Raw genomic sequence first — 22,575 nt, 5'->3', positions numbered from 1 at the left:
CATTTGGCGGTTTTTTTATATTCCAAAATATCGTGTATTTGAAGTATTTATGACAAAAAAATTGTAATGAAAAAGCTAAATACAATTAATGGCTTACTGTTTGTCAATTAGTCAATTGAAAAATCTTTGTTGAACCATTTTGTTAGATACGCTATCTCAGTAGAGTGCAAAGCATTTTATCGGCACTAACAAAATGAATTTGGTAAGAGCGCTCGGTAGGTGTTTTTTTGCACGTTAACCAAACAAGAGGCTTATCAATGAAAAGACAAAAAAGAGATAAACTGACACGCGCCCATGCAAAAGGGTATCAAGCAGGAATAAGCGGTCGTTCTAAGGAAAACTGTCCATTTCAAGCGAATGATGCGAGATCGCATTGGTTAGGGGGATGGCGTGAGGCTGTTGCAGATCGACAGATCGGTTTGTCAGTTAGGTAATAATCTTTTCTGAGGTAGTAATAAAGCCCCATTGTGGGGCTTTTACTTTTTCAGCCCAAAATTAAAAAGCAGACGTGTCCTGGAATAGCCCCACTTTTAAATCATTCGCAGAGTAAATCTGGCGGCCATCAACTTCTACGATTCCGTCGGCCATGCCCATAAATAACTTACGTTTGACCACACGTTTCATGTCGATACGGTAGGTGACTTTTTTCGCTGTAGGTAATATTTGACCGGTGAATTTAACCTGACCTACACCTAATGCACGGCCTTTACCCGGGCCTCCACTCCAACCAAGGAAAAAACCTACCAGCTGCCACATAGCATCAAGCCCAAGACAGCCTGGCATTACTGGATCACCGGGAAAGTGACAATCGAAAAACCACAGATCTTCTGCAATATCCAACTCTGCAATGATTTGTCCTTTACCGTGCTCGCCACCGTCTTCAGTAATGCTAACAATTCTGTCCATCATCAACATATTCGGGGCAGGCAATTGACTGTTACCCGGACCAAACATCTCGCCTCGGCTACATGCCAACAAGTCGTCTCGGTCAAAACTATTTTTTCTTTCTGTCATTACTTAATATCGCTTCTTAAAAATGAACGGCTAATTTAGCGAACACTTGTACGCTAAACAACTCCGAACAGTCATTTATTTCATCAATTTTAACGTGTTAAACTTTACACACTATGTCACTCCTCACAAACGACTCATTTATGAAAAACGAAAAAGGTACTACTTCGTCAGCCAATGCCGAGAAACAGCGCCGATTTAGAGAACGCCAACGAGATGCGGGTAAAAAATTAATTCGCGGTTATGTGACCCCGCAAGCACAGGATTGTTACGACGAGATTAGACAAAAAACAGGCTGGAGCGACAGCGAAACCTTATCCAACGCGCTAAGAGTGCTGTTTGCAGCATATAAGTGTGGTCAAATCAAATTACTTAACGAATGGTTAAAGGATCATAAACGCTAAACGTGCACAGGGCGGCGGTGACAAATTTTTACGTTGATTTTTAACCTTTTTTCATCCACATCGTCGTAAGAACCAAGCAAGTATCCCTTTTAGGATGTTATGTGTGACTGTACCCACCACCTTAGTCTGGTTCAGGCAAGATCTACGCGTGAAGGATAATCCCGCGTTGTTTGCTGCATGTGAGAACGGTAAAATCGTGCCCGTCTATATTGATGACACCGCATGTCCTAAAAAATACCAAAACGGCGAGGCGTCTAATTGGTGGCTTCACAAAAGTTTATATTCGCTACAAAAACGCTTGAATGGTCATTTACAGTTCTTTACAGGGGATCCATTAGACTTAATACCCAAGTTAGCCAAAACGTTTGAATGCGAGTCTATAGTTTGGAACCGATGCTACGAACCCTGGCGTATAAGTCGTGACCAAAAACTCAAAACGAAACTATCGGAGGCAGGGTTTAATGTGAGCTCTTTCAATGGCTCATTATTGTGGGAACCCTTCGACATAAATAAAAAGGATGGCACCCCCTACAGAGTGTTTACGCCGTTTTATAAGAAAGGCTGTTTACAGCAGGGTCCTAATCCGCGCTATCCGCAGGGGGCACCGAGCAGAATTACCTATCAGGATGTCACTAATAAGGGAAAGTCGCTTGACGATTTAGGGCTCATGCCTGTTAACGACTGGTATTCATCTATCGATAAGCTATGGCAGCCCGGCGAAGAGGGAGCTGCAGACAGCTTACAGGATTTTATCGGTAAAGGTATTGAGCGTTATAAAGCGGCTCGAGATGAGCCCGCCGCCCGCGGTACCTCTTTTCTGTCACCTCATTTACATTTTGGTGAATTATCGCCCCACCAGGTCTGGTACGCTGTCAAAGACAAATTTGCAGGCAAACAAAGTGTACACGTTGACACCTTTCTAAGTGAAATTGGCTGGCGTGAATTCAATTATCATCTGCTTTATCATTTTCCTTCCATGTGCCACGCAAACTTCAACGACAAATTCGATAAGTTTAACTGGCGAACCGACGTAACAGCGTTACACGCCTGGCAAAAAGGACAAACGGGCTTTCCCATTGTGGATGCGGGAATGCGAGAAATGTGGCAGACCGGATTTATGCACAATCGAGTACGCATGATTGTCGGCTCCTTTTTAGTGAAAAACCTGCTTATTGACTGGCGTAAAGGAGAGCAATGGTTCTGGGACTGTCTTTTGGATGCCGATCTGGCCAACAACAATGCCAACTGGCAGTGGGTAGCCGGCTGTGGAGCTGACGCTGCTCCTTATTTCAGAATTTTTAACCCTGTCTTGCAGGGCGAAAAGTTCGATAAAGAAGGTGAATACGTACGCAAATACTGTCCGGAATTATCCGCGCTGCCGAACAAATATATTCACAAGCCTTGGCAAGCCAATGAACAAACGCTAAAAGAGGCAGGTGTTACGCTTGGCGAAGATTACCCCGAACCCATCGTCGATTTAAAGGCTAGCCGACAGCGGGCACTAGATCGTTATGCTCAGCTAAAATCCTGATAATCGCGTTACCTTTAATCTTGGTTTCCGCCTCGCCACCCTTTCCTGACGAATTAAAAAACCTAGTGAATATTTTTACTTAAAAGTGACTTTTAAATAGGGTATGACAGCATGCCCGTTCAATAACCGTACTGTCGATTTGTGGCTAAACATCCAAGCATCCTGTTCCACAATCTGCGCATTCATGGGGTCATAAATGTGCTATATCGCCTCTCAGAATATAAACGTACCAAACTGTAAGTATCGGCTGTAAATTGTTATTTTTTTCTACTTAAAAAGCACAATGCGTAATTATTAAACCGACTGAAGGTTACGCATAACCTTGTATGGGCATGATTTTCTTGAATTTTTTAGGAGCCGGCAGTTTAATGTTTTTTAATCTGAATAATTTCATTTATCACACGGCATTATTGATTATTTACGTTACACTGTGGGAACTTAGGGTTAGATATTGAGTACAAATAAGCGTGAGAAACTTTACCTGCGAATGTGGTAATACATTATATTTTGCCAACTCCAAATGTTTGTCGTGCGAACGAGTGGTAGGCTTTATCAGTGACAAGCTTACCTTATCAGCCTGCGAGGTAATAGAGGACAATATCTGGCTTGCTTACGCAGATAATCAACGTTATAAACCCTGCAGTAATTATGCTGATTACCAGATCTGTAACTGGCTAGTTCCAGTGACGCAGGAAGGTAAATACTGTGCAAGTTGCGAACTCACTACGCATATTCCCGATCTTTCACGCAAAGAAAATATTCTATTGTGGTATCGCATGGAATTGGCCAAGCGGCGGCTGTTGTTCACGTTAAAAAAGTTGGGGTTACCCGTGTGGCGACATATTCCTGACAAACCTCACTTACGTTTTCGCTTTTTAGAAGACGTGAAAGAGGATGAATATGGCCAGGAACTTACAGTTAAATCCACCGTGATAACCGGACACAACAATGGCGTCATTACGCTTAATCTGCAGGAAGCAGAGGACGCATCTCGGGTAATGATGCGAGAAAAAATGAATGAACGCTATCGGACATTAATCGGGCATTTTAGACACGAATCCGGTCATTTTTATTGGGATATGTTGATCCAAAATTCAGATATTCTCTCATCTTTTCGCAGTTTATTTGGCGATGAACGTGCCGATTACACGCAATCACTCAATACTTACTATTCTTCGGGCCCTCCCACCGCGTGGCAAACTCAATATATTAGTGCTTACGCAAGTATGCATCCATGGGAAGATTGGGCGGAAACCTGGGCGCATTACCTGCATATTATAGACACGCTGGAAACCGCGACCGAATATAATGTGGCTATCTTGAACCACCCAATGGTCAATCCATTACACGACAATTCGACCTCCTTATCATCGTTTGATGAAATTTATGAAGATTGGTGCCGATTAACGACGGTGTTAAATGCATTAAATCGCAGCATGGGATTAGACGATGCTTATCCTTTTGTTATCTCCTCAAAAGCACTGGAAAAGCTCCAGTTTGTGCATAATGTGGTAAGACAACAACCTTATTAACCCTTACTGATCTTTCTTCTCCCATTCAAAACGGGGAAGCCGATTAAATGCACGTTTCAGCCCCTGGGTCCATTGTTTTTGTAAAGACTTATACATGGGGCTGTTAAGGGTTAACGTCTGATGGAAAGGTTCATCAATTTGGTTGTTTTGATAGATCGCCAGTTCCACTGGAGGACCGACTGATATGTTACTGCGGATGGTCGAGTCGAGTGAGACCAACGCACATCTGGCCGCGTCTTCTAACGTGGTGTTGCCCTGGACAATGCGGTCTAAAATAGGTTTACCGTATTTATTCTCTCCAATTTGCAAATAAGGCGTGTCGTGGGATGCCGAAATATAATTTCCTTGTGGGTAAATCATGAAAATTTCAGGTTCCTGTCCTTTTATCTGCCCGCCCAAAATGAAACTGGATTCAGCGCTGGAACCGCTTTTTTCCATGGCTTTGGCATGCATTAGCTGTTCTTTTTGACTCAGTTTTCCGATGTAGCAGGCAACTTCGTGCAAATGTTTGGACTTAAGCAAATTGATCTCGGCGTCAGCATTTTCCAAATCGCGATAAATCGCATTCACCACCGCTTGCGAGGTAGCCAGACTGCCGGAGGTAAGTAGTACACACACACGTTCACCAGGCCAGACAAATCGTGTCATCTTGCTGTAAGTGGCGATGTAATCTACGCCCGCATTGGTGCGGGAATCTGAAGCAAAAACTAACCCTTTGTTTACTTTAATTGCGAGACAATAAGTCAATGTAATTTTCCTGACAGGATACCTTTATGGAGCATAGCAAAACCGTTGCACTTAGCCACAAAGTCTGGCATTGATATTAAAAGAAATTTTGATTTTTCGTTCATTTACAGCTTAGATGAATATACATTAAACAAGCAATTACCGAGATCAATCTATGGCTATACGCTGGGGGAATTACTCTCCGACACCGTTTTATGATGAACTTATTCGTGTTCGCAATAAACCACGCGATGCCGCGAGGGATTTGTGTGAATACCTTAAACACCTCAGCGATAGTGAAATAAACGAATTTAAAACAGCGTCTACCACAGCTATTCAAGTGATGGGTATCACGTTTACCGTCTACTCTGAAGAAGAAGGTTCCATCGATCGCGCTTGGCCGTTTGATATTATTCCCCGAATTATTCCCAAACATGAATGGGATCAGATTGAACAAGGGTTAAAACAACGGGTAAAAGCCCTGAATATGTTCATCAATGACTTATACAATGAGCAAAACGTGCTCAAAGATAAGGTACTTCCCGAAAGCATTCTCGAACACTCAAAAAATTATTTGCCCGAATGCCAGGGAATTAAGCCTCCGCACGGCATATGGGCCCATATTTGTGGCTCTGATTTAGTGCGCGATGAAAACGGCACTGTGTATGTGTTAGAAGATAACCTTCGCGTTCCTTCTGGCGTTTCCTATATGCTGGAGAATCGTCATGTTATGAAACGGGTTTTTCCTGACATGTTCGACAAATATAACATTTTGCCAGTTGATGATTATCCGTCCCAGCTGTATGACATGCTTTCGCAAATGTCCCCGCGAACCATTCATCAACCTGAAATTGTGGTATTAACTCCCGGAATTTATAATTCGGCTTATTTTGAACATGCGTATCTAGCCCAGCAAATGGGCGCAGAGCTGGTTGTTGGCAGCGATTTGGAAGTAGATGACGATGACATTGTCTATATGCGCACGGTAGAAGGATTAGCGCGAGTAGATGTCATTTACCGGCGTATTGATGATGCATTTTTAGATCCCGAAGCTTTCAAAGAAGATTCCATGTTAGGGGTGCCAGGTTTAATGCGCGCATGGAAAGCGGGTAATGTAGCGCTGGTAAATGCTCCCGGGGCCGGTGTGGCTGATGATAAAGTGGTATATGCATTTGTGCCCGACTTGATTCGCTACTACCTAGATGAAGAGCCGCTTATTCCGAACGTGCCCACTTATAAATGCGTTAACAAAGAAGAACGTGACTACGTCATTGAGAACATTGAAAAAATGGTGGTGAAACCGGCGAACGAATCAGGCGGTTACGGTATGTTGATCGGGCCGCATTCGACCAAGGCTGAACGTCAAAAATTTATACGTCTGATCAGACGCGATCCCAGAAATTATGTGGCGCAGCCTATGCTTTTGCTTTCCACCGCACCGACTCTGATTGATACCAAAGTGGAGCCGCGGCATCTTGATTTAAGACCATTTATTTTGTCTGGCAAGCAAACCAATGTGACCATGGGTGGGCTAACGCGCGTGGCCATGCGCAAGGGCTCGACGGTGGTTAATTCGTCGCAAGGGGGTGGCAGTAAAGACACCTGGATCGTCGATATGGAGGACAAATAACATGTTGTCACGTGTTGCCAACCATATCTACTGGCTCGCTCGCTACCTGGAAAGAGCCGAAAACACTGCGCGCCTGATCCAGGTTAATACGCATTTACTTTTAGACTTACCTAGGGATGTTACCCTTGGCTGGGAGCCCATCGTCGACATGCTTTCGTTTCGCGAAACGTTTTATGAGCACTACGACACCGCAGATGAAAAAAGCGTGATTAAATTTGTTGTCACCGATCAGCTTAACCCTGGTTCAATCATCAATTGCCTGGCCAACGCCAAAGAGAATGCGCGTATTATCCGTGAAATAATTCCATCTGAGGCGTGGGAACTGATTAATAATTTGTATGCAACTGCCAAAGATGACACCCAGAGCGTGTTGACTCGACGTCATCGTTTTGAATGTTTAGATAAAATTGTTGCGGGTAACCAAACCATCACTGGCCTAATGGGCGGCACCATGAACAGAGACGTGGGCTATTCATTTTTGCGTCTGGGCAGGCATCTGGAACGTGCTGATATGACCACACGTATTATCGATGTACGCTCTGCCTCATTATTACCTGATGTGTCTGGCAATATCAGTGCTTTTGAGAACATTCAATGGATGAGCGTCTTGAAATCTTTGACAGCGTATCAGATGTACCGACAGGAAATGCGTCTGCGGATCAGCCGCGCCGACATACTGGAGTTCTTATTAAAGCGCGATATCTTCCCGCGCTCTATCTGTCATTCCATTAAACAGCTTGGCAAATGCGCGGGTGAGCTACCAAAATCACACGTGCTGAAAGAAAAAGTAAAGGAGGTGTCTAAAGCGTTAGCTAATCTGGATACCAAAGATTTAAAGCAAGACAAATTGCATGCCGTTATCGATGATATTCAGGCAGCGTTGATTAAAATACACAACGTCATTAATGAAACATATTTTTGAGGTTGGCTGTAATCATTTTTGATTAGGCTATATTACCAATTAGGGAAGCAGCGTACGATTGAGCTCAATCGTACATGTAGAGTTTTAATGTAAGATCTGTTTAAGATGGAAAGAGGTAAGTGTGCGCTTTGGTAACGTTGATCAAGAAGAACTTGAGACAAAATTCACTGACCACAATACGCAGTCATTTACGTGTGACTCCTGCAAAGCAGGACAAGAATTCGAAAGTGATTTTTCCATGGCTTTCCAGCCACTGGTGGATTTATCAAACAGAGAAACCTATGGATATGAAGCATTAGTAAGAGGCCCGAATGGCGAACCAGCCTACACTGTGATAAATCAGGTCACAGCAGAAAACATCTACCAGTTTGATCAAACCTGTCGGGTAAAAGCAATTTGTTTGGCCGCGGAATTTGGACTGGATAAAACACTTAGCATTAATTTTCTTCCGGGAGCAATCAATAAGCCTGATATTTGTATTAGGAAAACCCTGGTGGCGGCAGAGGTAAACAAATTTCCTATCTCACTTCTCAACTTCGAAATGGTGGAAACCGATCATGTAACCGATATTGCCAGACTGGAGAATATTGCTCGTTATTATCAACAAATTGGGCTTAGTATTGCGCTGGACGATTTTGGCTCTGGCTATGCAAACCTTGACTGGCTAGCGTATCTTAACCCTAATAGTATTAAAATCGACATTTCTTTAGTTAAAGACATTGATCAATCACCGAAAAGAAAGCTTATTGTAAAGCAACTAAAAAACCTTACGGCGTCACTCGGGATTGAAGCGGTCGCAGAAGGGGTGGAAACCAAAGCGGAACGCGATGTATTGGCAGAAATCGGCATCACTAAACAACAGGGGTTTTATTTTGCCCGCCCCCAATTTGAACAGTTTATCAACGTGCCTGATGAATGCTATCGCTGACCCTACACACGGCTTGCTGGTCAGCGGTAGCAAACCACGACGGGGTATCACACTCACCTGAGGCTGCGCTCATATGCGAATTAGGTAAACAACCTGTTTCTACTAGTTTCCCTCATCGCTAACACATAGGTTGTTGATAATGATATGCTAATCAGATAACGGCAGGCTGTTCAAGTGGATAGCTAAAGTAGGATGTCGATATCGTTTGCCACGATGAAGTGGCGCAAAGGCGTGCATTATCATATTCAAATGAACATTATTCAGTTAACAGGGGAGAAATTGATGCGCATACTATTGTTAGGATTAGCCATGCTGGTAGTGGTGGGTTGCGATCAAAATGAGGTGGGAGATGTCTCACTGGGCATGTTTACCACCAAAGATATCAAACTTGATGCCTTTACCGACCCAGTCGTCACCGGCGTTACCTGCCATGTCTCCAGTATTGAAGCCAACCTGGATCTGTCTGATCCGTCTGATAGTTCAATTGCCTGCCGTCAAACCGGGCCGATTACCTTAGCCATGATCAACGAAATAGATAAAAGCAAAAATGGCGAGATCCTTTTCACCAAGTCTAAAAGCATCTTTTTCAAAGCGATGAAAATTCGTCGCATACTTGATGAGAAAAACCAGACCCTGATGTATCTGGCTTACTCAACTAAAGAAACCTCAGGTAGTTTTAAGCATAGTTTGTCTACGGTGCCGCTGTATGGCACCAGCGCCTATAACGAGACCACACAGCAAAGCGACTAAGCTAGGGCACGAGTTAACCCTGAGAGGATAGCAAGGTAACGTGAATACAAAAGGGAAATAGATGAGCCAGTTTCAAATCAAACAGCTGTTTGATGGTAATCGCATGCTGCATGATTGTATATTGACCGTTGAAAATGGGGCAGTGACATCATTACTGCATGACCAGGCGTTGGGTAGTGACGCACTTGATGGCATAGTCTGTCCGGGTTTTATTGATACCCAGGTTAATGGCGGCGGCGGTGCGTTGTTTAACCACGACCAGTCATTGGATACCCTTGACCGCATTGCACGGGCTCATCGTCAGTTTGGTACCACTGCGTTATTGCCTACCTTAATTACTGATAAACAATCAAAAATGGTTAAGGCGGCTGATGCTATTGCCGAGGCCATTGCAAACAACCATCAAAACATCATCGGGGTGCATTTTGAGGGCCCACATTTAAGCAAGACAAAACGTGGCATTCATGCGGCAGGATCCATTCGTCATATTGACGATGCAGCACTGAACACCTACCTGCGTCAGGACCTTGGAAAGGTCATGCTGACCATTGCGCCAGAAGCATTAAGTCCCGACGTTATTAAAGAACTAACCGCAAAAGGGGTGATCATTTCGCTAGGGCATTCCAATGCCGATTTTGAAACCGTGGTGGCCGCGATTGCAGCGGGAGCGCGTGGCTTCACTCATTTATTCAACGCTATGTCGGGGCTGAAAGCCAGAGAGCCAGGTATGATTGGGGCTGCGCTGACACAAACCGAAGCTTACGTAGGTATAATTACCGATATGCAGCACGTACATCCGGCAAATTGTCGCTTGGCGGTTAACTGCGTTGGGCCTCAACGACTGATGTTAGTCACCGATGCCATGGCGCACGTAGGCAGCACAATGCAGTCAATGACGTGGGAAGACACCGTAATCACCCGCCACGGCGATAAACTGTTAACTGAAGATGGCACTTTTGCCGGATCATGTCTTGATATGGCGGGCGCGGTGAAAAACATGGTAAATCAGGTTCACCTGCCATTAGCCGACGCACTACAGATGGCGACCTCAACCCCGGCACAGTTTTTAAATAGTAAAGACAGAGGCTTTTTGAAATCCGGTTGTCGCGCTGATTTCATTCAATTAAATTCACACTTTTCTGTGCAACAGTGCTGGATTAACGGCAAAGTGAGTTCTGTCCAAGGTTAACCCAAAACACCATGACAGCGGTAAGTTCAACACGCATCGAAGCCATTGATATCTTAAGAGGGCTCTCTCTTGCCTTTATGATCCTGGTTAATAACCCCGGTTCCTGGGCACATATCTACCCACCGCTGCGCCACGCCAGTTGGCATGGTATAACGCCCACGGATTTGGTCTTTCCCTTCTTTCTATTTGTGGTGGGCGCCGCAATGGCGTACTCATTTAAATCTGTCATTGAGCGTGATGAAAAGCCCGTTTTGCGGGTAATGAAACGCGGGCTGCTCATCGCAGGCATTGGTTTTTTACTCCACTTATTCCCATTTGATCATCCCCCTGAACACTGGCGTTACATGGGAGTGCTGCAACGCATTGGCCTGTGCTTTATCCTCACGGGACTACTGGTACTTTTTGTGTCCCCACGCCACTTGATAGCCGTCGGCATAGGTGCATTAATACTTTACACGATGCTACTCATTGGGTTTTCACCAGCACCCTATTCATTGGAGCAGAATGCCGTGGTCCAACTCGACCTTATGCTTATCGGGCCTGAGCATATGTGGAAAGGGAAGGGGACCCCCTTTGATCCAGAGGGGCTGCTAAGCACCATCCCTGCCGCCGTTACCGTATTAGGCGGATACCTGTTCGCTTTGCTGCTGCAAGGTATCACCCAACCCGGCCAAAGAGTAAAATCAACCTTATACCTTGGAGCGGGTCTTGCGCTGTGTGGTGTTGTATTTGCATATTTTCAGCCAATAAACAAATACCTGTGGACACCCACATTTGTTTTGGTCAGTGCCGGAGCCGCAGGCATGTGCCTGTCGCTATTCGTCTGGTTGTGGGAGCAAAAACAGGTGCGCTTCATACTGCAGCCATTGCGCATATACGGCACCAACCCTATTCTAATTTATGTATTAGCGTGGCTATTTACCGTCTCAATGGAGAAAATAAAGCTAACCACTGATCTCGGCACCTTTTCAATCAAAACACAGCTATTTAAGCTGTTATCACAGCACATGCCAGCGAACCTAGCTTCATTTCTGTATAGCTTAGCGCTGGTTGTGCTGTTTTATGCTGTCGCTTATCTGCTTTATCGTAAGAATGTTATAGTTAGGGTATAGCAGACCGACTTACGCGAATTAACTGTATCTGCTGTTATAATCGTTCGGAAAAAAATTATTTTTCCTTTTCTTCAGGAGCGGTGTGGAGACAAGCGATTTGGTCTTGTGTGGGTTTACCGCCGCATCGGCTGAGGAGTAATCGATAAATTACACTAATACGATCACCCAAGGGGCCACCATCGCCCTAGTCAACAATTCGACTATCAAAGTTAAAGCGACCCTTTAGCAAGTAGCGACCCCAAGCGAATATACAGGCAAGGGGAATGCCGTGGCTCTTTCACCGGACACCATAAGTCAGCACAACCCTGACTTAATCATTAAACAGCAAATCGACCATCAGCAGGGCATGCTGGCAGAGCAAACGAAGCCAGATGCACAGCATGATCTCAAGCCAGGGCAACGCCTTACGCCGCCCAAAAACACCCACCAGGTTGGCCTGAGTGCATTTCTAACGGCTGCACAAATGCGCGTGCTTACCGAAGATTTAGGCTTTGATGCTGATGCAATCAATGAAGGCCAAAAAAGCCTGTATGCCGCCATCAACCACAACGATTTAATGGCCGATGGCGTCACCCTAAGCGCGGGCGGTACCATTGATATCACCGCGGCAAAAGGCTTTACCGTAGACGGCGGTGTTGCCGGCGGTGAAGGGCTAATTTTACGCAGCGATCGCGGCCTGGATATGATTAACCTGGGCTTTTTTGACAGCGACAATTTACTTGGCCTGCAATTAGGCGGCGATTTCACCAACACCCTGGCCCTGGAAAGTAAAAACCTATGGTTAGACATTACAGGCGATATTACCAACCTGGGTAGCTTTACTGGCAGCGACACCTTAAGTTTGAATGCTGGCGGTGATCTTATAAACCAAAGCCTGATCAGCGGCGGCGCAGTTAACCTGACTGCCAAAGGCGACATCATTAACCGCTCCGAGTTCAGCCATCACACCGTAACCGATGAAAACGGCAACACCACCACCTACACCGAGATTGGCGACGCCCCACAAATTGTGTCAACGACAGTTTGAATATGGATGCCGGCGCCAACCTTCATTTGCTAGGCAACCAGTGTAGCGCCAAAGGCAATATGAACCTCCGTGCAGTAAACGATGTCTCGTTTGGTGCCGTCGACACCGTTTATATTCGCGATCGTAACAATGATGGACTATCACACTCGATTTCTAATTAACATGTTCTGAGATGGGGAGCTATTGTTTCCTTCTTACAAGAATCTTTCGCTCATAGGCGGTGAACCGCGTGTTATTTCGGCGAGGCGTCTTTTTTGTAGAAGATACTGAACAATGAAAGTTGAGAATTCCATTACATGATGCTTCGCATCGTGAAATTTCCCTCTAAGGTAGATAAATCGTTACTTTCGATTATTAATTAGAATTTTGCCTGACTGTGCCACTATAACCAGATTTTGGAGCGCCGAAATATCTTGATATGGTTTGCTTTTAACCACAAGAAAATCGGCCAGCTTCCCTTTTTCTATTGAACCAATTTGTTGTTCAAGGCCCAATACTTCAGCATTCGTTAGTGTTGCTGCACGAATCGCTTCTATCGGCGATAACCCGCACCGGATTAGCGATTTGAGTTCCTTAAATAAAAGGCCTGGCTGACCTAAATAATCTGTACCCGCAGATATCTTCACCCCTTGCTGGTGAGCAAACAAACCGGGTAGCTTCACACGCCCAGTTCTCCTGCGCTACCATCCACCGAGGCCGATTTTTTCCCTTTGCCAATAATCCTTGGTCGGCAATTAACGCCGGCTCTAACACAGTGTTGTGTTCGTTCATCAATGCAAACAATTGTGAAAATTTGCTGGAGTCTGGATTGATTTGAGCGAATGCTAGTTTAGGTGTCCAGGTTAGCACTCCCTCTCGAAAGGTTTGCGGGATATCATTTCTACCAAGTGCAACCAGTCCTTTTGAATGAATAATTTGGTTCACACCAGCAAGGACTATCTCTTGAGGATCTGCCGGGAATGTTACCGAATGGGACCAAACGGGCATCCCAATTGAAGCGGCGGCTGCAACAATTTTCTTAATCACCGCTTTGCTCACCGAAGCGTAAATTTTAATTCCCCCAGCGCCAATTTCTTTTGCATCGGCAACGACCTGGTCAATATCACTGGTTTCTGTAACCAGACGCATCCACGGAGCTTCTCCCGGCGCATAGTTCCCAGCTACTGCAGAAACCCGTGGGTCATTCAAAAAGCCAGGGCCAAAAAATACGGCAGAAAAGATGAGTCGGGGACGAATAGTATCGTTTTGGGCCAGTTCTTTTAAGACGGGAGCGCTGCCACCTAAATCGCGTACGGTAGTAATGCCCATTCTGACCATTTCGCTTAATGCTTGTTGGCGGTTTGGGTTAGGTGTTAGATGAACGTGGCCGTTAATCAACCCTGGCATCAGAGTGTGACCGGCAAGATCAATTATTGTGATATCAGAAGGTGGAAGCTTACTCCCCGTGGGATAAATTTCACTAAAAATACTACCTTTAATTAATACACTTTGTTTTAAAATAGGCGTCTGCAACTGACCGGTAATAACAGCTACGTTTTCCAACACGTAACTGTTATTTTCTGCTTTCGAATTGCCGTGCAGCATTGCTATCAAAAAGATAAAAAAGAGACGGCACCAGACAGTCATTTTAACTACCTGCTATAATTTCAGTGTGCTGTGACGGAGTTGCTTACTATTGATTTGCGGGAATAGCACAGCATCAGACCCACGCATAGCATAAGCAAGAGACCAGGTTCAGAAAGAGGGATATCCGTCCCCGCAGATTCAACTGTCCATTCAATTTCGTAAACAGAGACGTCACCGATGGTAAAGGGATCGGAAGGGCTTGTGATGAGTGATGTGTCACCAAGTAGCGAAATAATGTTTATACCATTATCTGCCATGCCCCCACGAGCATTAATAAGTCGAGGCGTTAATCCAGATGAGTCAATCAATAATGCGGGTATTACTCCAGGCTCTTCCGAACTAGGTAATGTAATAAGATCAGAAATTGTCCAAGTACCAGAAGGTAAGCCGGGAAAAATCTCAAACCCCATGTCCGAAATATGTGAGTTATTGATTATTTGTGCGGCTGAGCCATCGAGTAATGCGTCATCAAGGGTGAAGTACCCTGATATTAAGGGGTTTCCGGTTGTATTAAAGGTAATCAATTCCGCTCGTGCAGTAATAGTTGAAACAAATAAGAAAGCAATTAGAGTCACAAGTTTGTAATGGTATCGCATAATTTTTTTCCTTTTTCCGAACTGTGCAAAATCATCAATATCTACGTCCTTTGAAACCTAACTGCCAGCGACTGCACGCTTAATAAGTCTAACTGGCTACAATGATAGTAGTTCAAAAATTTTCATTTACCCATAAACCAGGAAGAACTAAATGAAAATTATAGATCTCTATCAAACAGACAGCGCTGTATTACTGCAGCGACCAAATGGAGATGCAGAAAAAAACCTTTAGGTCACGCTAGGAAAAATCATCGTGAGTAAGGAAGCAGCAATATGGTTAATTAAAAGGCGAGAGGTAAGTCAACTTGGCTAGAGGAAGGCAGAAAATTTATCGGCAATGCTTTTTGGAGCTTTTGGGGAAATGTTATATGGGGGTATCTACTGTGCTTTTTTGTAAGAAAATATCACATTTAAGAAAAACATATGCCCGAAGACACCATACGCGGGTTCAAAAGAACCTGCCATTATAATGAAGTACAATAGCGGAAAATTAACCGTTAGCTAATGTTTTAGAAAACTCCGGAAACAAAAGCTTTAAATGAGCAGCAGCCAGAGATGTGTCAATTCATTACATTAGACATACAGAGTGTGAAAAGCCGAGTTTAGAAAATTGAAATTACAGTTGATAGCCCACCATAACCCTTGCCATAGCTAATAGATGTTTTATTCGTGAAATTTCAGTTTATCCTTTCGTGTGACGTGGTGCGCCAGTTCCTTTAAGAGGCGTTTATCTTCTTCCAACGTCAACGCAGAAAGCGCGCGGTCCAAACTCACCTTTTTATGATGCTGTGCCGCTTTTTGTATTTCTAAATTGTCTAGCAACTCCAAACTTATTAAGGCTTTCTTTAAACGTACTCCGACCTCTATTGTGCTAGCACCATCTCTACCAATAGCAGTGAATGCATCGTCAAACATATCCTCAGTACGTAATGCTGGCACACTAATCCGGTCAAAGACTATCTCGCCCTGAGTTCTCAGAGTGGAAAATTTATTAAATAAAGAAAATAGGCGAACGAACGATCCTAACACTTGGATTGCTGTACCGGGGTCGTTAACGGCCGGCGACAAAGCCCTAGCCGCAATTTCTGAAAGAGCTATCAGTCCGAATCTAGGATCATCTTCAAAAGTACGCTCTTTTCCAATTCGAAACGACTCCGAAAGTTTTGATGGATCAGCCGAGGGTAAGCTTTTGATATTCTCCGAAATGTAGGCCAAAGGTTTATCAAGCGAGATAAAATTTCCAGGTATTACGCAAAGTGTTACTTGCGCATCATGATCGTTCGCCCATTGTTGCAGTGCTTCCATATCGATATGTTGTAAATACCCTATTTCTTTTGTATACAGCGGTATTCCCCCCGTGCAAGAGCCGGAAATCGGTTTTCCCCCGAGAGTAGGGCTTTGCATTCTCCGTTCTAATGCATTTTGAGCTGCTGACTCTACTTTGTCGATAGTTGAGCCAATTCTGCCTAAACGAGCAATTTTATCTACCCATCGGACGAAAGTGAGAATAACCAAAGCAAAGGCTAAAACAGTAATTGAAAAAAGAACAAAGATACCGGCATCGCCATAAAACGAATTTTTAAGCGCAATGAGGGCGACCACACTGAAAATAAATGCGCCTACGAAAGTAGATAGGGCGTTTTGAGATACGTCGTCAGCAACAACCAACGTGAAGGAACGTGGAGTAGCAGAACTACTCGCGGCCGCGTATGCTGATACCATGGATGCGACAGAGAAAGTTGCAATAACCAACATGCTTGCCGACATCAAAGATAATAATGTCTCCACCGACTCAATTTCCACTTTGGGAAAAAAGTCATTCACTTTCAAATGGTCAATAAGTTGAGCGGCAAAAACAATCGCGATTGAAAAAACGCATACCAGCAGCGGTTTGACCCAGAGCTTTTCACGAAACCTGTTTATCAGAAAACGAAGCTTATCTAATGTTATAATCGACGACATATTGTATTCCTTTTATCCAAAACTCGCCGAAATTTGGGTATTCAATAATCAGCGTTTCGATCGGGGTACAAGAGGTAGTACGTCCATTCATGCTTTTCGAGCATATAATTATTGGAGTCTCGATAGCCAATAAAATCCCCCTAATTTGACCTCCATTTAGGCATTAGCATTCAAGTGTAGTGTTCTGCCTCTCTAGGACAGCTAGGTAAATTAAAGATAACGCCCCTTGATGTGTTAGAAATTTATAGAGGCAAAGTCATCAACACCATATCCAAACTTTTAAAGTGGGTGTCTATGATTTCTATGATTTCTGATGATGATTTCTGATGTTGATAAAGAGGGAAGGTAATAGGAAAGTGTTAGACACCCATATCCCAGTTCGTAAAGTGGGTGTCTATGATTTTTTTTATTTATTGAAAGTGTTTAATTTCGACTGTTCTTGATTTCACTCAAAATGGACGTGAGATCTGCAATCCTTACAGGTTTAACGAGATGATGGTCGAAACCAGCGAGCTTCGACTGTTCGCGGTCTTCATATTGTCCGTAGCCAGTTAGCGCTATCAAGACTGTTCCCGCCGTCTGGGGCATTGCGCGAATTCGTTGCGCGAGTTGATACCCATCCATTTCCGGCATTCCGATATCTATAATCATAGCGCGCGGCACTGCCTCTTCTAAAGTCTGTAGTGCCGTAGCGCCTCTATGTTCAACCCGCGTACGATGCCCCTGCAGATCCAATAACATGGATAACATATGGGCCGCATCCTCATTATCGTCCACGATTAAAATATCGAGTAATTCACTATCTGTTATCGGGATCGCGTTACCCATAACGCTTGACTCTTGAAAATTCATCACCCGAGGCAGTAGTACGGTGAAGCGACTTCCTTTATTTAGTCCTTCACTTTTCGCCGTCACCCTACCATTGTGTAGTTCTACCAAACTTTTGACTAACGCCAGGCCTAAACCCAATCCTCCTTGGGCACGATCCGGTGAGCGCTCTGCTTGCGTAAAATGGTCAAAAATGTGAGGTAATAGCGTATCCTCGATGCCAATGCCATCATCCTGTATGGCGATCTCGATCTCGTTTGCATGAACTCCGAGGTGTAATTGGATGTGGCCATTCATAGGCGTGTATCGACTCGCATTATTGAGAATATTAGCAAGCACTTGAGTTAACCGTGTGCGGTCACCGTCGACAATAGCCTGTGTGCTGCTTGTGTTCACAACTAACTGTTGTCGCTTCTGCTCAATCATGGTGCTAACCTGCTCAACAGCGTCATTAATAACCGTTGATATGTCCACCGGTTCCAATTGCATTGAGATTAAGCCACGGGTAACTCGTGAGACATCAAGAAGATCATCCACCAACCCTGTCATGTGCTCGACCTGACGCGAAATAATATTACTGGCTTTTTTGACCAGAGAAGGTTCGGCATAGGAATGATTAAGTAACTCTGCAGCAGTACCAATAGGGGCGAGCGGGTTGCGTAATTCGTGCGCAAGCATGGCCAGAAACTCATCTTTGCGGCGATTCGCTGTCTTAAGTTCTTCCTGAACAATTTCTCTATCATGAATGTCAGTATTGGTGCCAAGCCATTGCAAAATATTCCCGGCTTCATCGCGCAGCGGGGTGGCCCGGGTAAAAAAGGTGCGAAACTCGCCGGAGGCTGAGCGCAGTGGAAAACTTAGCTCAAACGGTTCCCCGGATTGCAGGCAGCGTTTATAGGTTGACAGAACCATGGGCAAATACTTAGGTTCGTGCAGCTCTGTCCACTTCCAACCGGTAACCTGTTCCGACGTAGTACCTGTGTATTCATACCAGCGATCGTTAAACCACATGATCTGACCGTCTGGCTCTGCCAGCCAGGCTAGATGTGGAATGTTATTGGCCAGTTGCCTCAGGTGCTTTTCGCTTTCGCGTAAAGCCAGCGTTGCTTTAACGGCTTCAGAAACATCGCTACCCTCAATGAAAATGCCTGTGATCTGTCCACTCGCGTCGCGTATTGGCTGGTAAATAAAATCTACATAATAAAGTTCAAGTTCGTCGCTCGGGGGCCGTCTTAATTTAACCGGAATACCACGTCCAACATAGGGCTCCCCCGATTCGTAAACGCTATCAAGTAATTCAAAAAAACCTTGATCTTCCACTTCTGGAATTGCAACACGAGCTTTCTTACCGATGAGTTCTCGATCGCCTACCAATTGTTGATAGGCATCGTTTACCAACTCAAACACGTATTCTTTTCCGCGCAATACTGCAATGATACCGGGCGCTTGCTGAAATAATTGGCGCAGATGTTCAATTTCATTTTTGCGTTCGCGCGTGGCCAGTACTTGTTGTGTGGTTTCGGTACATGCACAATACATCCCCGCCACAGTGCCATCTTCAGCGTATATCGATGAGTAGGAAAATGTAAACCAGGTTGACTCTTCGTAGCCCTTACGTTTTAACGTTAATGGCAAGTTTTCATGATACGTCGACTCCCCAGCCATTGCCTGTTCTACTATGGGCGTAATATCCTCCCATATTTCCGACCATACCTCCTCAAAAGGACGACCTAATGAGGCTGGGTGCTTATTGCCCAGTAAATTCACATAAGCGTCGTTATACAAAAGTGCCAACTGCGGCCCCCAGGCTAAAAACATCGGAAACTTAGAATTTAATATCAGTGTGGTTACTGTGCGTAACACTTGGGGCCATGTATCGGGATGGCCTAGTGAGGAGGTACTCCAGTCGTGAGCACGTATTAAAGAGGCAACAGCATTATCACCAAACGAATCGATAACTAATAAAGGGGAGGTGGGCATATATTTTTACCATTAAGAATGAGTAAAACTGATACAAGTGCATAACTTTGAAGGGCTAAACTACACTGCAACAGGCGACTGGATATTATATTTTAACGGTAGCCAATTGCGTTGACACACAATTACTCGTCGTTCAAATTACCATGAAAGGGCTGCTCTTTGATATTAATTTATTCATCAGGGCTTTCAGTATATCTTTGTTCACTTTTCAGTAAAACAGTCCACTCCTCCGACAACTCGATAAAATCACCTGTGTAGGCTAGGTGTGTGGTCATAACGTAGTTCAATGTTCAGGAGATCATAAAATATTATTTTATGATCAAAGAATATTCATCGAAGAATATGATAAGAATATTTAGAATATAGACACCCACTTAAAAAAAGAAGGAGATAATAGAAAGTATCTCCAAAGAATATAGACACCCACTTAACAAAGAATATTAACAAAGAATATAGACACCCACATCGCAATCGATAGAAAGAATATAGACACCCACATCGCAATCGATAGGGGGGCTTTCACCCCAACCAGCTAATTTCTAACCATAAGTACAGTATCAATCATGATGTGTTTTCGGCACTGTTACACGACCTAACTGGCAATATTTGATATCAAATGCCCCGATCACGAAAATCGTTAATCTCGTTATCCGAGACACCCTATTATCACTGTATTTCTCGCTGTGTACGCAGAGCGTTTTTGTGCGGAAAAGACAAGTTTACCGGCCAAAGCTACGAGCACCGTCGTCAATGGGTTGAAGATCGGTTATTCCATCTTGCCGACGTGTTCGCTATTGATTTGTGTGCGTTTGCAGTTATGAGTAACCATACCCATGTAGTTCTTTTTGTTAATAAAACACAGGCACTTGCGTGGTCTACTGAAGAAGTATTAACACGTTGGCATAGATTGCATCAGGGTACTTTTTTGACTCGACAATTTTTAGTGGAAGCACACAGAGAAAAACTGTCCAGGGTTGAACGGGATGCGGTGGTGAAAGTGGCAGAAGTCTATCGGCAGCGGCTTTATGATATTAGCTGGTTTATGCGCGCTTTGAATGAGTATATAGCAAGACAAGCCAACAAAGAGGACAAATGTACAGGTCGCTTTTGGGAAGGGCGGTTTAAATCCCAAGCATTATTGGACGAAACCGCGGTGATCGCGTGCATGGCTTATGTTGATTTAAACCCTATTCGAGCCAGCATGGCCGACACACCAGAACAATCAGACCATACAAGTATTCAAAAGCGTATCCATGCTGCAAAACATAACTATCAACCTAAGAACTTATTTCCCTTTGTCGGAAATCGCCGGCAAAACATGCCATCAGGGTTACCCTTTCGCTGGGAAGAATACATTCAGCTAGTGGAAGACACAGGCCAACACGCTAATCCCCGCAAGCGGGGAAGGATCATCAGCACTCAGCCTATTTTAACGCGCGCAGGTTTAGATGCTGTTGATTGGAATTGGCTGGTTGAACGTATTGAGACTCAATTTGCCAACACTATCGGATTACCTTTGATAAAACGAAAATTAGACTTACTACATTTTCGGGACACTGGTTAGTCGCATAGTTGAATTCATTCTCGAAAAACTATTCTCCAATGTAAAAGGCTCTAAAGAGAGATTGGTCAATTGTAAAAGGTCGCTTTTAACGCCTAAAACTGTTTTTGGATAATGAGCATACAAACTAACATATGCGAACCCGCAGGGTATCAAAAAACCAACTTAGTACTCGTTAGTAAACTATGGGTTTGAGCGATTGATGCTCGACAATCTGCTTTTTATGCCTTGTTTTGATAATGCTCAATCACACTGTTTTCATCCGAAGACGGACCGTCAATTTTGGATACAAGGTAAGACGCGGCAAATCCGATACAACTTCCTATCAACACATCTGAAACCCTGTGCGCATCCCGCATGGTTCGTGTTTTTCCAATTAAGGCAGTCGCCAAACATCCCGCGGCCGATGCAGCCAGTAGAGGCCCAGAAGTTTTTGGTATACTGCCGGCAACTGCTGCAATTGCAGCTGCATGACCGGAGGGCATCGAATTATATTTATCTTGCATAGTGGGACCATTGTAAGCAGGCCCGCTATCCGCACGAGGGCGTTTTCTGCCAATAATGCGTTTTAATGCTGCATTCATCATTCCAGCGATAGTTGAACTTAGCGCCGCCCGGAAGAAAAATTTTTCTATTTTTTTATTCGCACTTAGTTTAGATAACGCCAGACCTGTCGTTGTCATCGCTGAAACAGAAAGGGGTTTGGTCGCGGCACTTAAATACCTTGATTCCAGCATAGAATTCGCCTTCTTGCTCTCATCACTTTTTACGAAATGGCGGAAAGCTTTATAGGCCGTTATCCCTTTAAGCGTGTTGGTACCCAGCATAATTCGATCCTAAATAAGAAGTTAAAACGTTTATATTTCCCCAACTTCAATACAGATCGTTTTATTCGATTAAATATTAATTAAGTTTGAAACCTTACATATTTATTACTTATTTGTAGACACCTTCAAGTAATCCACTCGGATTACTCATTACTTAATTTATATAATTCGTAGACGCCCACAGGTCGTCCACTCTGACTACTCATTTTAATCAAAGACACCCATTTAGTTTGCATAACGGAGTGTTGGTGCCAGCAAAAGGATTCTCAACATTCATGTAGAGGGTAAACTTCAAAAGGTGGATGTCCATGAGAAAGAATGCTCATTTTAATCAAAGACACCCATTTAGTTTGCACAACGGAGTGTTGGTGCCAGCAAAAGGATTCTCAACATTCATGTAGAGGGTAAACTTCAAAAGGTGGATGTCCATGAG

General features: G+C 44.2%; 20 protein-coding genes. 12 read left to right on the top strand and 8 right to left on the bottom strand.

Features of this window, described 5'->3' with window-relative positions; genetic code table 11:
- Positions 1-257: 257 nt before the first annotated feature.
- The gene (rmf, locus tag OPS25_RS08040; RefSeq protein WP_265617162.1) at positions 258-434 is read left to right on the top strand and encodes a ribosome modulation factor; all 177 of its coding nucleotides are present in this window, start codon (positions 258-260) and stop codon (positions 432-434) included.
- A gap of 61 nt (positions 435-495) precedes the next feature.
- Here the strand turns inward: rmf and fabA are convergent, their stop codons facing one another.
- The gene (gene fabA, locus OPS25_RS08035) at positions 496-1,014 is read right to left on the bottom strand and encodes a bifunctional 3-hydroxydecanoyl-ACP dehydratase/trans-2-decenoyl-ACP isomerase (protein WP_265617161.1); all 519 of its coding nucleotides are present in this window, start codon (positions 1,012-1,014) and stop codon (positions 496-498) included.
- Between the two features lie 140 nt (positions 1,015-1,154).
- On the opposite strand from fabA, the gene OPS25_RS08030 reads away from it, so the two are divergent.
- From OPS25_RS08030 to OPS25_RS08020, 3 genes are all read left to right on the top strand, one after another.
- Positions 1,155-1,415 carry a hypothetical protein gene (locus OPS25_RS08030; protein WP_265617160.1) on the top strand — a complete coding sequence of 87 codons (261 nt, stop codon included), beginning with the start codon at positions 1,155-1,157 and terminating at the stop codon, positions 1,413-1,415.
- 103 nt (positions 1,416-1,518) lie between these two features.
- On the top strand, positions 1,519-2,946 hold the full coding sequence (locus tag OPS25_RS08025; protein ID WP_265617159.1) for a cryptochrome/photolyase family protein: 1,428 nt from the start codon (positions 1,519-1,521) through the stop codon (positions 2,944-2,946).
- A 467-nt stretch (positions 2,947-3,413) separates the two neighbouring features.
- Positions 3,414-4,478 carry a zinc-binding metallopeptidase family protein gene (locus tag OPS25_RS08020; RefSeq protein WP_265617158.1) on the top strand — a complete coding sequence of 355 codons (1,065 nt, stop codon included), beginning with the start codon at positions 3,414-3,416 and terminating at the stop codon, positions 4,476-4,478.
- Positions 4,479-4,481: 3 nt separating this feature from the next.
- On the opposite strand, the gene OPS25_RS08015 is transcribed toward OPS25_RS08020, so the two are convergent.
- On the bottom strand, positions 4,482-5,225 hold the full coding sequence (locus OPS25_RS08015) for a peptidase (protein ID WP_265617157.1): 744 nt from the start codon (positions 5,223-5,225) through the stop codon (positions 4,482-4,484).
- A gap of 154 nt (positions 5,226-5,379) precedes the next feature.
- On the opposite strand from OPS25_RS08015, the gene OPS25_RS08010 reads away from it, so the two are divergent.
- The 7 genes from OPS25_RS08010 (at position 5,380) to OPS25_RS07980 (ending at position 12,762) form a co-directional block, all read left to right on the top strand.
- Entirely contained in the window at positions 5,380-6,834 is a 1,455-nt protein-coding gene (locus OPS25_RS08010) for a circularly permuted type 2 ATP-grasp protein (protein ID WP_265617156.1), read from the top strand.
- A gap of 1 nt (position 6,835) precedes the next feature.
- A complete protein-coding gene (locus OPS25_RS08005; RefSeq protein ID WP_265617155.1) occupies positions 6,836-7,756 on the top strand; it encodes an alpha-E domain-containing protein in 921 nt (306 codons plus the stop codon).
- Positions 7,757-7,877: 121 nt separating this feature from the next.
- Positions 7,878-8,684: an EAL domain-containing protein gene (locus OPS25_RS08000; RefSeq protein ID WP_265617154.1), complete on the top strand. Its 807-nt coding sequence runs from the start codon at positions 7,878-7,880 to the stop codon at positions 8,682-8,684.
- A gap of 282 nt (positions 8,685-8,966) precedes the next feature.
- Positions 8,967-9,434, top strand: a complete 468-nt coding sequence (locus OPS25_RS07995; protein WP_265617572.1) for a CreA family protein — start codon at positions 8,967-8,969, stop codon at positions 9,432-9,434.
- Positions 9,435-9,495: 61 nt separating this feature from the next.
- Positions 9,496-10,623 carry an N-acetylglucosamine-6-phosphate deacetylase gene (gene nagA / locus OPS25_RS07990; protein WP_265617153.1) on the top strand — a complete coding sequence of 376 codons (1,128 nt, stop codon included), beginning with the start codon at positions 9,496-9,498 and terminating at the stop codon, positions 10,621-10,623.
- Positions 10,624-10,634: 11 nt separating this feature from the next.
- On the top strand, positions 10,635-11,735 hold the full coding sequence (locus OPS25_RS07985; protein WP_265617152.1) for an acyltransferase family protein: 1,101 nt from the start codon (positions 10,635-10,637) through the stop codon (positions 11,733-11,735).
- 268 nt (positions 11,736-12,003) lie between these two features.
- On the top strand, positions 12,004-12,762 hold the full coding sequence (locus OPS25_RS07980; RefSeq protein ID WP_265617151.1) for a hypothetical protein: 759 nt from the start codon (positions 12,004-12,006) through the stop codon (positions 12,760-12,762).
- Between the two features lie 341 nt (positions 12,763-13,103).
- Here the strand turns inward: OPS25_RS07980 and OPS25_RS15980 are convergent, their stop codons facing one another.
- The 5 genes from OPS25_RS15980 to OPS25_RS07960 all read right to left on the bottom strand — a co-directional run bounded on the left by OPS25_RS15980 (position 13,104) and on the right by OPS25_RS07960 (position 19,754).
- Positions 13,104-13,388 carry an amidohydrolase family protein gene (locus tag OPS25_RS15980; RefSeq protein WP_407080222.1) on the bottom strand — a complete coding sequence of 95 codons (285 nt, stop codon included), beginning with the start codon at positions 13,386-13,388 and terminating at the stop codon, positions 13,104-13,106.
- Complete coding sequence (locus OPS25_RS07975; RefSeq protein ID WP_265617150.1) at positions 13,336-14,388, bottom strand: amidohydrolase family protein; 1,053 nt, start codon at positions 14,386-14,388, stop codon at positions 13,336-13,338. Before OPS25_RS07975 ends, OPS25_RS15980 begins: the two co-directional genes overlap by 53 nt.
- A gap of 20 nt (positions 14,389-14,408) precedes the next feature.
- On the bottom strand, positions 14,409-14,984 hold the full coding sequence (locus OPS25_RS07970) for a hypothetical protein (protein ID WP_265617149.1): 576 nt from the start codon (positions 14,982-14,984) through the stop codon (positions 14,409-14,411).
- 663 nt (positions 14,985-15,647) lie between these two features.
- Entirely contained in the window at positions 15,648-16,946 is a 1,299-nt protein-coding gene (locus tag OPS25_RS07965; RefSeq protein WP_265617148.1) for a DUF2254 domain-containing protein, read from the bottom strand.
- Between the two features lie 423 nt (positions 16,947-17,369).
- Positions 17,370-19,754 carry a hybrid sensor histidine kinase/response regulator gene (locus OPS25_RS07960; protein WP_265617147.1) on the bottom strand — a complete coding sequence of 795 codons (2,385 nt, stop codon included), beginning with the start codon at positions 19,752-19,754 and terminating at the stop codon, positions 17,370-17,372.
- Between the two features lie 616 nt (positions 19,755-20,370).
- On the opposite strand from OPS25_RS07960, the gene OPS25_RS07955 reads away from it, so the two are divergent.
- Positions 20,371-21,318 carry a transposase gene (locus OPS25_RS07955; protein WP_265617146.1) on the top strand — a complete coding sequence of 316 codons (948 nt, stop codon included), beginning with the start codon at positions 20,371-20,373 and terminating at the stop codon, positions 21,316-21,318.
- A 218-nt stretch (positions 21,319-21,536) separates the two neighbouring features.
- Here the strand turns inward: OPS25_RS07955 and OPS25_RS07950 are convergent, their stop codons facing one another.
- Positions 21,537-22,142, bottom strand: coding sequence for a phosphatase PAP2 family protein (locus OPS25_RS07950; RefSeq protein WP_265617145.1), 606 nt, complete (start codon positions 22,140-22,142; stop codon positions 21,537-21,539).
- Positions 22,143-22,575: the final 433 nt, after the last annotated feature.

The sequence above is a fragment of the Alteromonas aquimaris genome (assembly GCF_026183695.1).
Classification (GTDB): domain Bacteria; phylum Pseudomonadota; class Gammaproteobacteria; order Enterobacterales; family Alteromonadaceae; genus Alteromonas; species Alteromonas aquimaris.
This window is presented reverse-complemented; position numbering and strand designations above follow the sequence as displayed.

Excerpts from the sequence above, each read along its gene's own strand:
- fabA (WP_265617161.1), bottom strand. The coding sequence starts at position 1,014 with ATGACAGAAAGAAAAAATAGTTTTGACCGAGACGACTTGTTGGCATGT.
- OPS25_RS07985 (WP_265617152.1), top strand. The coding sequence starts at position 10,635 with ATGACAGCGGTAAGTTCAACACGCATCGAAGCCATTGATATCTTAAGA.
- OPS25_RS08005 (WP_265617155.1), top strand. The coding sequence starts at position 6,836 with ATGTTGTCACGTGTTGCCAACCATATCTACTGGCTCGCTCGCTACCTG.
- OPS25_RS07970 (WP_265617149.1), bottom strand. The coding sequence starts at position 14,984 with ATGCGATACCATTACAAACTTGTGACTCTAATTGCTTTCTTATTTGTT.
- OPS25_RS07995 (WP_265617572.1), top strand. The coding sequence starts at position 8,967 with ATGCGCATACTATTGTTAGGATTAGCCATGCTGGTAGTGGTGGGTTGC.
- nagA (WP_265617153.1), top strand. The coding sequence starts at position 9,496 with ATGAGCCAGTTTCAAATCAAACAGCTGTTTGATGGTAATCGCATGCTG.
- OPS25_RS08010 (WP_265617156.1), top strand. The coding sequence starts at position 5,380 with ATGGCTATACGCTGGGGGAATTACTCTCCGACACCGTTTTATGATGAA.
- OPS25_RS07955 (WP_265617146.1), top strand. The coding sequence starts at position 20,371 with ATGCCCCGATCACGAAAATCGTTAATCTCGTTATCCGAGACACCCTAT.
- OPS25_RS07975 (WP_265617150.1), bottom strand. The coding sequence starts at position 14,388 with ATGACTGTCTGGTGCCGTCTCTTTTTTATCTTTTTGATAGCAATGCTG.
- OPS25_RS07965 (WP_265617148.1), bottom strand. The coding sequence starts at position 16,946 with ATGTCGTCGATTATAACATTAGATAAGCTTCGTTTTCTGATAAACAGG.
- rmf (WP_265617162.1), top strand. The coding sequence starts at position 258 with ATGAAAAGACAAAAAAGAGATAAACTGACACGCGCCCATGCAAAAGGG.
- OPS25_RS07950 (WP_265617145.1), bottom strand. The coding sequence starts at position 22,142 with ATGCTGGGTACCAACACGCTTAAAGGGATAACGGCCTATAAAGCTTTC.
- OPS25_RS08030 (WP_265617160.1), top strand. The coding sequence starts at position 1,155 with ATGAAAAACGAAAAAGGTACTACTTCGTCAGCCAATGCCGAGAAACAG.
- OPS25_RS07960 (WP_265617147.1), bottom strand. The coding sequence starts at position 19,754 with ATGCCCACCTCCCCTTTATTAGTTATCGATTCGTTTGGTGATAATGCT.